Source organism: Anaerococcus sp. AH8042_DFU013_CI05 (genome assembly GCF_047936775.1).
Taxonomy (GTDB): Bacteria; Bacillota; Clostridia; order Tissierellales; family Peptoniphilaceae; genus Anaerococcus.
Map to the genome: position 1 here is coordinate 1,482,460 of NZ_CP175954.1, position 12,742 is coordinate 1,495,201.

9 protein-coding genes are annotated in these 12,742 nt (G+C 34.4%); 5 read left to right on the forward strand and 4 right to left on the reverse strand.

All coding sequences use genetic code 11. The features are described from left to right. Positions 1-141 precede the first annotated feature (141 nt). The 5 genes from ACKRLN_RS07645 (at position 142) to ACKRLN_RS07665 (ending at position 10,502) form a co-directional block, all read left to right on the forward strand. Complete coding sequence (locus ACKRLN_RS07645) at positions 142-3,186, forward strand: lectin like domain-containing protein (protein WP_416334767.1); 3,045 nt, start codon at positions 142-144, stop codon at positions 3,184-3,186. A gap of 107 nt (positions 3,187-3,293) precedes the next feature. Beyond that, a complete protein-coding gene (locus ACKRLN_RS07650; protein WP_416334768.1) occupies positions 3,294-6,071 on the forward strand; it encodes a lectin like domain-containing protein in 2,778 nt (925 codons plus the stop codon). A gap of 51 nt (positions 6,072-6,122) precedes the next feature. Continuing rightward, the gene (locus tag ACKRLN_RS07655; protein ID WP_416334769.1) at positions 6,123-7,886 is read left to right on the forward strand and encodes a CAMP factor family pore-forming toxin; all 1,764 of its coding nucleotides are present in this window, start codon (positions 6,123-6,125) and stop codon (positions 7,884-7,886) included. Positions 7,887-7,897: 11 nt separating this feature from the next. Continuing rightward, the gene (locus ACKRLN_RS07660) at positions 7,898-8,863 is read left to right on the forward strand and encodes a CAMP factor family pore-forming toxin (RefSeq protein WP_295884225.1); all 966 of its coding nucleotides are present in this window, start codon (positions 7,898-7,900) and stop codon (positions 8,861-8,863) included. A gap of 166 nt (positions 8,864-9,029) precedes the next feature. Then, on the forward strand, positions 9,030-10,502 hold the full coding sequence (locus tag ACKRLN_RS07665; RefSeq protein ID WP_416334770.1) for an aldehyde dehydrogenase family protein: 1,473 nt from the start codon (positions 9,030-9,032) through the stop codon (positions 10,500-10,502). Between the two features lie 71 nt (positions 10,503-10,573). Here the strand turns inward: ACKRLN_RS07665 and ACKRLN_RS07670 are convergent, their stop codons facing one another. The 4 genes from ACKRLN_RS07670 to ACKRLN_RS07685 are packed head-to-tail and all read right to left on the reverse strand — an operon-like array spanning position 10,574 to position 12,660. Beyond that, positions 10,574-11,518, reverse strand: coding sequence for an IS3 family transposase (locus ACKRLN_RS07670; protein ID WP_416335390.1), 945 nt, complete (start codon positions 11,516-11,518; stop codon positions 10,574-10,576). Beyond that, positions 11,431-11,970 carry a helix-turn-helix domain-containing protein gene (locus tag ACKRLN_RS07675; protein ID WP_416334771.1) on the reverse strand — a complete coding sequence of 180 codons (540 nt, stop codon included), beginning with the start codon at positions 11,968-11,970 and terminating at the stop codon, positions 11,431-11,433. The genes ACKRLN_RS07670 and ACKRLN_RS07675 overlap by 88 nt, the downstream gene beginning before the upstream one ends. A 43-nt stretch (positions 11,971-12,013) precedes the next feature. Then, positions 12,014-12,406: a type II toxin-antitoxin system death-on-curing family toxin gene (locus ACKRLN_RS07680; protein ID WP_295884233.1), complete on the reverse strand. Its 393-nt coding sequence runs from the start codon at positions 12,404-12,406 to the stop codon at positions 12,014-12,016. Continuing rightward, the gene (locus ACKRLN_RS07685; RefSeq protein ID WP_203127148.1) at positions 12,403-12,660 is read right to left on the reverse strand and encodes a type II toxin-antitoxin system Phd/YefM family antitoxin; all 258 of its coding nucleotides are present in this window, start codon (positions 12,658-12,660) and stop codon (positions 12,403-12,405) included. The genes ACKRLN_RS07680 and ACKRLN_RS07685 overlap by 4 nt, the downstream gene beginning before the upstream one ends. Positions 12,661-12,742: the final 82 nt, after the last annotated feature.

Sequence of the window (12,742 nt, forward strand, 5' to 3'; positions counted from 1 at the left end):
ATAGATAAAGACTTTGGTCTTTATCTCTTTTTGGGAAAATACCAGACTATTTTACTAGGAATTTGTCTCCTTACTTCAAAATTATTTTTATATCATTATTTCTAATAAATAGGCTTTTATATACCTAATGATGAGGAATCTATGAAAAATTTTAAAAAATACATCTTATCCTTTGCCCTAGCCATTAGCCTAGTGACTGTAAATTTAGGCCCTACTGCCTTCGCTATTAAAAATGATGCTGGTAGTGAGCAGAGCAATCTTGAAATCTCTCCTAGCGGTTTCGCCCTAGATGAGGACCAGCTTGTAGATGATTTAGAAATTGACCAAGCACCAATTAATCCAGAATTTAACAGGCAAGAAACTAAAGAAGAAGCAGAAAAATTTGGTTTAAATGTAGACCCTTTAAAAATCTATACTGATTACGAATCTTTAAATAATCAGCTACCAAATAGGCAAAAGGCTTCGTTTATTCCAGCTTATTACGACTTACGTAATGAAGGAAGAGTAACTCCTATGAGAGACCAAGGACCAAATGGCTCTTGCTGGGCCTTTGCCTCTTATGGATCAGCCGAATCAGTTTTATTACCACGCGAGAATACAGATTTTTCTGAGAAAAATTTAAGAAATACCCACGGCTATGATTGGGGTCCAAAAGATGGAGGGACTTGTCAAATATCAGCAGCTTATTTATCCAGATGGTCTGGTCCTATAACTGAAAGAGATGAGCCATATCATCCCTACGATTTTTATTCACCAAACGGCCTAAGACCAGCAAAAGAACTTGAAAAGGCAATGTACATACCAGATGTAAGAAACATAAATGACCAAAGAGTTCTAAAAGAAGCAATAATGGATTATGGTGCTGCCTATACTAGTGTCAATGGTAGCGAATATTATACAAATATGTACACCATGGGTCATTACAATCCAGGAGATGGCTGGGCTAATCATGCTGTCACTATAGTAGGTTGGGATGATAATTATAGCGCATCAAATTTTAAATGGGGAGCGCCAGGCAATGGAGCTTGGATAGTTAAAAACTCCTGGGGAACTTACTGGGGAAGCCAAGGTGGATATTATTATGTATCCTATTATGATGCCCATATAGGAAAAAATAATTGTATCTTTGTTCTAAAAAATAAAGAAGCCAATAAATCTATTTGGTACCACGATTATCTGGGAATGACTTCAAATATTGGACGAGGAAATATTGGTTGGTTTTCAAATGTTTTTGGCCCAGCCAATCAAAATCTTGAAATTTCAGAAGTTGGAGTTTTTGTACCAACTAACAATGTATCCTATGAAGTATATGTAAATACAAATATTGGGGGCAATAGTGGTTTTAATAATAGAGTAAAAGTTGCTAGTGGAACTTTAGACTTTGCAGGCTATCAAACCATAAAATTTAGACCTCAGCAAATCCCAAGAGGAGCATATTTTGCGCCGATAATTAAATTTACAACTCCAGGCTATCCTTATCCAATCCCAGTAGAAAAACCAATTTGGGGTTATTCTTCAAGGGCAACTGCATCAAGCGGCCAATCTTATATTTCCTATGATGGTTACAACTGGTCAGATATTACTAATCAAATGTATAACACAAATGTTTGTGTAAAGGCATTTACAAAAGCAAGCGGATCATCTTATATAGATGAAAAACCGATAAATAATGATAAAAAAGTCCAAAATATAAACCTTAGTCAAGATTATATAAATCTTACTATCGGAGGCAAAGAATACATCAAATCCAATGTCTTACCAAAGGATGCTACAAATAAAAACTTAACCTACGCTTCATCTAATAGCTATATAGTAAGTGTAAGTCCAGATGGTGAAGTAAGAGCATTAAGAGAAGGAACAGCTACCATTACCGTTTCAGCAACAGATGGGTCAGGAGTCAGTGCAAGTGTCAATGTAAAAGTAACCAAGGCAGACAATATTCCAGGCAATATTTTCAATGTAAATGTAAGTTTACCCAAAGAAAATATAAAACTTACTCAAAATCTGCCACTAACAGTGAATGTACGAGATAAATACCAAAGAAATCTCAAAAATGCCTTGGTAAAGGTAGATCTTGCAGGTGGATCTAGCAAAGAAGCCTACACAGACCAAAATGGTAATTTTAAGGTAGACCTAGCAACAGATCATATAAAAGACCCTGGAATCTATAAGCTAAATGTAAGGGTTACGGGCGATAGCTTTGAAGATTTTACTAGTTCCTATGATGTAGAAATTACAGATGAAGATGTTAAAAATGATAAGGGTGATTTTGCCTTAAGACTTATCCTTAAAAAGGAAGAATACGAAATAGGTGAGAGAATTCCTATAAAAATCATAACAAGCTTAAATAAAGAACCTATTGGCAATATTAGGGTCGATGTAGAAATTACTACACCAGATGGGATAGTTCATAAAAATTCTGGAACGACTAAATATAACGGTATTACCACCTACAATTATTCACCAGATACCAAGGCACCAGCAGGGGAGTACAAGGTAAAAGTTAGCGCTAGCAATGGTAATTACAAAACAAGCGAAGAAACTAGCTTTGTAGTTAAGGAAAAAGACAATAGCCTAAAGCTATCCTATACACCTGATAGGCAAGTTTACTACTATGGCGATAGGGCAAGTATAAGATTTACATTAAAAGATGCCGATTACCGCTTAATGAGCAATCAAAAACTTGATATAAGGGTGACTGGGCCAAATGATTTTGTCTATGGTATAGAAAAAATCACCGATTATAAGGGTAATGCCAGCATGTATATACAACCAGATTCTACAATGAAGCCAGGTCTTTATACAGTAGAAGTAAAAGCCATGGATGAATCATCTGGCAAAGTTGATGCTAAATTTGATCTTGACTTTATAGATCCAAATAATAGGCCACTTAGTCTTGAAATTATAGATTTAAAAGATAATTACAAGGCACGCACTAGGCCAACTTTTACGGCCCATATCAAGGATGAGAAAAATTTAAACCTAAGATATGCCAAAGTTAACTTTAGCCTAGAAGATAGTAATGGAAAAGTTTTAAGCAGGAGTTCAGCTACCACAACCTATACAGGAAAATTAACTTTTACTGGATCAGTGCTAAATGAAGGCGATTATAAACTAAAAGTAAGTGTAAGTAGAGATTCCTACAAGTCCATAAACGAGGAATACACCTTTAAAGTAAGTAAATAATACGAGTGGGCTGTGTCTCCTAGCAGCCCCTAACAGTTAATTGAAAGAAGGAAGATTTGAAAAAAAAACACATAAAAAATTTATTAGCCCTAATTATAACCGGGTCTATGATTTTTCCGGGAGATTTAGCTTTAGCTAGCGAGCAAAATGATACAAATATCTCATCAGCCGAAGAAACTCAACAAGCAGAGCTAATTCCTCAATTAGAAATAGCTCCAGACCCTACAGATATTTATGAAGACTCAGCTAATGAAAATCAAAACTTAGAAATAAGTCCTTTGTCAAAAGACTTTAAGTCAGCACAAAAATCTGGAAATAAGGTATCGCCCTTAGATATCAATTTTGATTATATAAAAACTAGAACTAGATCAAAATCTCAAAATTTACCTAAGCAATATGACCTAAGAGACTATAACAGAGTATCTCCTGTTAAAAATCAAGGTAAAAATGGGTCCTGCTGGGCCTTTGCAACATACGGGTCTATGGAATCAGTTTTAAGTAAATACGGTAAATTTGATTTTTCTGAAAAACACCTTAGAAATACCCACGGCTTTGATTGGGGTCCAAATGATGGTGGAAATAGAGATATTGCCGCAGCCTACATGGCAAGATGGTCAGGCCCTGTCGATGAAAGAGATGATATGTATGATCCTGTAATATCTGTTTCACCAACAGATGTAGATAGGGTTTTAGATATTGATAAAGTTTTGTATTTGCCAGATGTTTATAACTTTGTAGATACAACAGATATTAAACAAGCTGTTATGAAATATGGTGGTGTTTATACAACTATAAATAGTTCCAAATATTATGAAAATGCACAAAACAAATCCTACTATAACCCAGGTGGGGGAACAGATGACCATGCTGTTACCATAGTTGGTTGGGATGATACTTTCCCAAAAGAATTATTTTCTATAAAACCAAAGGCAGATGGGGCATGGATTTGTAAAAACTCTTGGGGATCTTCTTACATGGAAAATGGATATTACTATGTATCCTATGAAGATGTTTACGCAGGTAAATCAAATGCATGCTTTATACCTAAGAAAAAAGATCCAAATGGCCGCATCTACCAATACGACCCACTTGGAGCAACCAGATCTGTAGGTTATAACAAGCAAGGTTATATGACAAACATCTTTAAGGCTGAGGGCAAAGAAACCCTCCATGAAATAGGGATTTTCAATGTAAGTATGTTTACCGACTACAAACTATATGTTGTAAGAAATATAGAAAAAACCAGCCAATTAGACACTGAAAAAATAGAAGTAGCTTCAGGTACATTGCAATACCCAGGATATTATACAATTGATATTTCACATATAGATTTAGAAGAGGGCGAACAATTTGCAGTTATGGCTTACCTGGACTCATCAAAGGCAAATTACAGATATCCTCTAGCAGTTGAAGCAAAAATAAATAATTTCTCATCTAAGGCAGATTCTGAACCTGGCCAATCTTTTGTATCAAGTGATGGTAAAAAATGGTCTGATTTATCAAGTGAATTAAAGGGAGCCAATGTCTGCTTAAAGGCAATTACTACAACAGGCGAAGTTTTATCTGACGATGAAATGCCAGAAGATCCAAACCTACCAGAACCAGTTAAAGAAGTAAAAAATATTTCTGTAGCTGAAGGGGCTGGTGGACACTTAAGAATAAATAAAAAAGGAAAACTAACTCCAGTAATAGAGCCAGCAGATATAAAAGATGTAGCTATTAAAATCTACACCCTAGATACTGATATTGTGGATGTAAGTTCTGATGGAATTATCACCCCTAAAAAAACTGGAACAGCTAATATTTTAGTAGAAACAAGGGTTTCACGAGGCATTTTAAGGACAAGATTTAGCCTTGATATAATCCCAGCAGATTTGCGTTATGAAAAATCAAAGGAAATACCAGTAGTAGGGGACAATGAATTATATGAAAATGGAGAAACTGATGAAGGAGAAAAATTCCCAGACCCTCCAAAACCATATGAAGATCCATTTGCAATTAGAAATATAGCCATAAAAATTCCTCAAGCAAGTTTAAAAGAGGGAGAGACTTTAAACTTAGATGAAAAAATAAGTGTATATCCAGATACAGCCAAAAGAGAATTTACCTTTGAGTCAAAAAATCCTGAAGTAGCAAGTATAGACGAAAACGGAATCGTGACTGCCCATGCTGCAGGAAAAACAACTTTAACGGTAAAAACAACCAACGATATAAAAAAATCTATCGACATAAGAGTCCTACCAAATTTTGAAAATTATCCAGTAGAGCTAGATAACTTTGATGTATCTCAAAGAGAAAGTGGATATTTCACTATAAATCTAAAAGCAAGCCAAAATGGAGCAGGCTACAATGGGCCAGCAACTCTTACAACTAGAGCAGGCAATGAAGAGAATGGCATAGTTGAAAAAAAATCAACCATTTACTTTAAAAATGGTGAAGCAAGTATTACCTATAACGGCGGAGAATTTGCTGTTTGGAGAACAAACTTTGAAACTGATCTTAAACTCCGTGATATAGAAGATAGCATAGCCTACGAATTTTCCAAAGACAGTAAGTCAGAAGCCTTTATCAGAAAATATCCAAGCCAAGTAAAAGACCTAAATCCAAAACAATATGACCTAGGCGACATAAAAGTAGGCAAAAGAGAAAATGGATATTTTACCCTTTCCTTTGAAGCCTTTGAAGATGGCAATCCTTACACTGGTATGGGTATCGTAGAAACTACTTCTGAAGGGACAACAAGAATAAATACAGTTAATTTCATAGATGGTCAAGCTAGTATCAGATATTCTGGAGGAGATTTCGGAGTCTGGAAAAAAGATTTTGCGACTACCCTAAAGGTTATTAACACAGAAACAAGTGTGTCCTATGGTATGAGCAAATAATGATTGTGGTATTTAGTAAAACTAAATATAAATAAATTTAAAGGGGGAAATATGAAAAGAACCAAAAGACTTGCCCTAAGTCTTGCAATTTTGATGGCAAGTTTGGCTGTAGCTCCTGGCGTAAACTCTATTGCATATGCTAGTGGTCTTGAAGTCAATGAAGATACATTGATAAAAGAAAAAAAACCAGATATCGAAATAGATGAAAACGTCAGCGCTGACCAACAAAAACTAGAAATTGCAGAAGTTAGAGGAGAACTAACCAAGGCACAAAAGTCAGTTGAAGGAGTAGAAGCTGCCGATGAAAAGTATGAAGAATGCTTAAAACAATTTGATGAGGCAGTAAGAACAGTAAGTCTAGAAATAGATGATTACGAACAAAGTGTACAAAATGGGTCCTTATCCCAACAAAAAGGAGTAGCTGGTGGTAGCATTTATGATCTAACAACAATTCCAGTTAGAGTCCAACTTTTAATAAGGATAGGTAGAGCCATAAGATTTGGTAGTACTGAGTTATCAAATAAGGTTGTAGCAGCACATACAAAATTAACCGAATATATTTTAACAGGTATCTTATACGCTGCAAACCCATTTGCAAATGAAGGCCAAATTATGGATTATATCGATAGATTTGAGGCTCTAGAGCAAGAACTCTTAGCTTATCCAGACCTATCACCAGAAGATATAGCAACCATTTACAAAAAGGCTGCTTATCATAGGACAATAAGAGAGGCTCGTAAAGTAAGAAATGAAGCAAACAGAACTGGTAGAAAGTTCCAAGCAAAAGTATTAGATAAAGAAATCTCAAAAGCAGCAAGCCTATGGTGGAGAATCACAGTTACTTGTGGAGAGCTTGATGCTGAGGAAGAAAAACTAATCGCCGCTATAGAAAAAGTAGCTGGTCCAAAAATAAGAGCAGAAAAAATCGAATTTATGGAAGGTGAAGCTGGGGCTATCAATATAGACAATAAAACCAAAATTAGACCTGTAATACTTCCAGTAGAAGTAAAAAATAAAGATTTCTTAATTTACTCATCAAATCCATATGTAGCTCGCGTTATTGGAAATGAAATCATTCCTCTAAAAACTGGTAATGTAATAATCACTGTTATGGCTTTAGATAATGGAATTACCAAAGATTTTGAACTACAAATCCTAAATCCAGGCGAATCATCTAGTCTACCAATGCTAGAACCAACTGGAGCAAATGATCAATATCTAGGTGAAAAAGCAAATCCAGTTACACCAGCTAATCCAGTTCAAAATGTTTCCGATGAAGTAAAAGATATAACTTTTTCTGTTAAATCTGTAGAAATGAAATTAGACGAAACTTATCCACTAGGCCAAAAAATTTTAGTATTCCCAGAAAGAGCTGTAGATAAAAGTCTTACTTACCAAGTAGCTAATCCAGAAATTGCAAGTATCGATGAAAATGGAAATATAACAGCCCTAAATCCTGGTAATACTGAAGTAAGTGTAACAAGCGCAAACGGTATCAAAAAAACTATAAAAGTAAATGTAGCTGACAAGCCAGTAGAAAAAACTTATGCTATCACAAATGTAGAAATTTCACCAAGAAATGCAGGAGTATTTACTATTGGAGTAGAGGCTACAGAAAATGATAAAGCTTATAATGGTCCATGTGATATTAAACTTTCTTATGGAGACAAAACTATAAGCAAGAGAATTTACTTAAAACATGGTAAAGCAGTTCAAAAATACACAGGATTTGATATACCAACCTGGCAAGAACAAGCATTAGCCACAGTAAGTATAAAAGATATTAGCCAAGAAATCGAAATAACATTTAATTAAAGGAGAAATAAATGAAACTTAACAAAATTTTCGCTTCAGTTTTAGCTGTAACATTAACATTTGGACATGTAGCCCCAACTTTTGCAACAAGTATTGAAGTTGACACACCAGAAGAAACAACCAGCCTAAGCATGGATGAGGCAGAAGTTTACAAACAACAAATCAGATCTATGAGAGATGAGGTTAACTCAATAGATATCACAGATGATCAAGACCAAGAAATGATAGATGAATTTAACAAATCTTCCCTAGAAATTGAAGAAAACATCGACAAATCTGCCCAAGGCTTTGGAGTAGCAGATGTATACGATTTATCATCTATCCCACAAAGACTTTTAGTTTTAGGTAGAGTTGGTAGGGCAATAAGATTTGCAACAACTCAACTAAGATACAAAGTTGATGATGCTCACGCAGAAATCGCGGAATACGTATTTGAAGGACTAGTAATAGCAGCTTCACCATTCCACACAGTAGACGATATGAAAGCTTATATGGCAAAATTTGAAGTGTTAAAAGCAAAACTTTTATCATACCCAGAAATGGGCCTAAATGATACAGCGAACATGTATGTAAGAGCTGATTTAGATGTTAAATTACACAAAGCAAGATTCATGAAATACAATGAATTAAAAAACAAACCTACTTATATTATCAAAGAATTAGACAAAGAAGTAGCAGAAATCACAAATGGCAGACTACGTCCACAAGCTACAGTTTTAGAGATTTATCAACTATCAGATAGATTAGACCAAGCAGTAGCAGTAGCCTTAAGCAATGAAGATGAAAAAGCTATGCCATACGAAATTGACCAATTAAAAGCACTTTTAGCTGACCTTAAAAAAGCAAAAAGACGTGGCGATAGCAGAAGAGAAGTTGCAGAAGCAATTGATAGAGCAAAAGAAGAGTTAGGATACACTCGTCCATCAAAAATGAATGTAAACGGTCTAATCCAAACAATGGAAGCCCTAAAATATTAATAAAAACATCCTTTTAAAATAATTTTAAAAATCCATAGCCTAGCTGTGGATTTTTTTATGTTCATTTTCTTATCAAATATTTAACTATCGTTTATTAAATGTTTTTTAGGGGTAAAATTGATAATGAATATCAGAGCTAAAAGACCAAATATATATAGGAGGAAATATGGAAAGACTAGAAAGATATGAGCTATTTATAAATGGCGAATGGATTAAGCCAGAAAGCGGCCAATATATAGACATCATCAGTCCATCAACAGGAGAAAAACTTGGTGAGTTTGCAGCAGCAAATGATGCTGATGTAGACAAGGCAGTAGATGCTGCAAGAGCAGCCTTTGAGGGAGAATACGGTTCTTGGAGCAAAGAACAAAGAGTACAATTACTTTTAGATATTGCAGCAAAAATTGATGAAAATACAGAATATCTTGCAAAACTAGAATCAATGGATAATGGTAAACCAATCCGTGAAACACTAAATGGAGATATCCCTCTAGTTTCTGATCACTTTAAATATTTCGCAGCAGTACTAAGAGCTGATGAAGATGAAATTAGTAAATTAGACGGAAGATTTATCTCAGTTAGAAAACGTGAGCCATACGGAGTTGTTGGACAAATGATTCCTTGGAACTTCCCTCTACTAATGGCAGCTTGGAAACTAGCACCAGCTATAGCAGGAGGAAACACAGTAGTAATTTCTCCATCAAGCCATACATCACTTTCTATCTTAGAATTAATGAGAATAATCGAAGATGTATTGCCAAAAGGAGTTATAAACCTAGTAACAGGAAAAGGATCAGTAACAGGAGAATACCTACAACACCACCCAGGCTTTGACAAACTTGCATTTACAGGATCAACAGCAGTAGGTCGTCACATAGCAGTATCAGCAGCTGAAGCCCTAATCCCAGTTACCCTTGAGCTAGGTGGTAAATCAGCTCACGTAATCTTTGATGATTGCGATATGGATAAGGCAATTGAGGGAGCACAATTAGGTATCCTATTTAACCAAGGAGAAGTTTGCTCAGCAGGATCTAGATTATTTGTTCAAGAAACAATCTATGATGAATTTGTAGAAAAACTAGTAAAAGCCTTTGAAAATGTAAAAGTAGGAGATCCACTAGACCCAGAAACACAAATGGGAGCTTTAAGAGATAAGCAAAGATTTGAAGTATTAGAAGAATTTATCGAAAAAGCAAAAGCAGCAGGTGGTGAAGTCCTAACAGGGGGGCAACCATTAACAGAAAATGGCTTAGATAAAGGAGCCTTCTTTGCACCAACAATTCTTGCAAACGTGCCAGAAGATAATGATGCAGTACAAGAAGAAATTTTTGGACCAGTAGTAGTAGTAGAAAAATTCAAAGACGAAGAAGATGTAATCAAAAAAGCAAATGACTCTAGATATGGTCTAGCAGGCGGTATTTACTCAAATGATATCTATAGAATCATGAAAGTAGCAAATGGAGTAAGAACAGGAAGAGTTTGGGTAAATACCTACAACCAATTCCCAGCAGGATCATCATTCGGTGGCTACAAAGAATCAGGTATCGGCCGTGAAACAGACAAACTTGCCCTAGATGCATACACACAAGTTAAAAACATTATAATCGATGGCTCACAAGATAAAATGGGTATGTTTTAGGAAAATGAATAAAAAAAATCAGATCTCAATTGTGAGCTGAACCCATAAACACGGAATAACTTAATAATATTTTAAGCGGAATGTAATCTGTAATCAACAGGTGACATTCCGTTTAATTTTGTCTTTATTCTGTCTTCGTTGTACCATTTGATATATAATTCTATTTCTTTTCTTAATTGATCATAACTTGTAAATTCTACACCATAGTACATTTCTTGTTTTAGTATACCAAAGAAGTTTTCCATCGGAGAATTGTCTAGACAATTCCCTTTTCTTGACATACTTTGTATTATATTTAGTTTTCTTAGTTTACTAGACCATGAACTATGTTGGTAATGGAATCCTTGGTCTGAGTGTATTGCTAAATTGTCTTTAGAACTAATACCTTTTATTGCTTTGTCTAACATTGAGTTGGTCAGTTTAATTGTTGGGTGATGACTTAGTGTATAGCTAATTATCTCGCTGTTGTATGCATCTAGTATTGGTGATAGGTAGAGTCTATCTTCATGACCTTTAATTCTAAATTCAGTTATATCTGTTAACCATAGCCTATTAGGTCTACTGGCTTTAAAGTTACGATTAACTACGTTAGAAGCTATTTTACCTACTTGACCCTTGTATGATGAGTATTTTCTTGACCTAGTTTTAAATTTAGTGCATAAGAGTCCTTCTTGTTTCATGATTCTAAGAACTCTTTTATGATTTACTATTAAGCCTTTGTTTCTTAGAACTGTACTTACTCTTCTGTAGCCATACCTACCTTTAGTTTTTTTAACTACTAATTTAATTTCTTCTCTGATTTCTTTATCTTTGTCTTCTGGATTTTCTAATTTAATTTTCCACTCATAGTATGAAGATTTAGCAAGCTTAGCTACTTTTATCCATTCACTTGCTTTTGTTTCAGGATGTTCTTTAAGAAGATGAAGTATTATCTTTGTTTTTTCCTTGCTTCTGCTTCCTCTTCTAGTAGCAAGGCTTGAAACTTTTTTTCGAATAGTATTTGCATCTTTAGATATTTATTTTCTTCTCTAAGTCTTATTAGTTCTTCTCTTTCAGACTCAACTATTGTTTTTTCGTTCTTTGATTTCTTTTCTGATTTAGACATATCTTTCTTAGGCCTTCCTCTGTTATCTTCTAATCCAGATAAACCACGTTCTCGATATGCTTTCTCCCGGTTACATATTACTGATCCATTAGTGATATCAAAGTGCTCTGCGGTTTGCCTGTATGAGATATTATTGATTTGTCTATATTGTATTACAGATAGTTTAAATTCACTAGTGAATTTATTCTTAGTTTGTTTTTTAGCTAAGTTACCAAAGCCTCCTGAGTTATATTTGTTAATCCAATTTTCTAGAGTGCTATCAGGTATATTGTATTTATTTGCTACTTCAGGTCGTCCACCTATTTGACCTGATAAGTACTCCAGAACTAATTTAATTTTAAATTCTTTTGTATATTTTGGCATGAAAAAAACCCCTCAATCCATATTCCGGATTTTGGGGTTCAGATCAATTGAGGTCTGATTTTTTTATATGATCTTCTACCCATTCTAATAAGTCATTTTCAGTCAAATTAGAACTTGCAATGCCCATTATTACATCTATTAGCTCATCTTGCCTATAATCTATTTCAAATCCGTTTAAAAAAAGACTTGTAAGCATAGCATGAGCCCCTATTCTTTTATTACCATCTAAAAATGGGTGGTTCATAATTAAAGAAAATCCTAAATGAACAGATTGCTTTATTGAATTGTCATACAAGTATTTACCATCAAAAGTTTGATAGGCAGAATTTATAGATAAATCCAATAAATTTTCATCCCTGACTCCATCACTTCCTCCAAATAAATTAATTTGTTGGGAATGCAAACATAATATTTGTCTTTTATTTAGTCTAATCATTCAGCTAACTTCTTATAAGCTTTTGCATTTTTCTTAAGTAACATATCAGAAATTTCTTTTAATAATTCATCATCAGCTTCACTCAAATCATCGGTAGCTAAATCATCATTTTCCTCATATTCTATTAAGACATACTTTGGAGCATTATTTTTCATAATAACAGCAGATCCCATCTCATCTACTAATCTAGCAACTTTAGAAAAATTTTGGTTTGCTTCTGTAATAGAAACCATAGTTTTTGTATCTATCTTCATCATGAGCCTCCTTATTTAGGATATATTATACCTACTTATAGTCCTAAAACTAGCATTGAGAGACTTTTCACCTATGCTATAA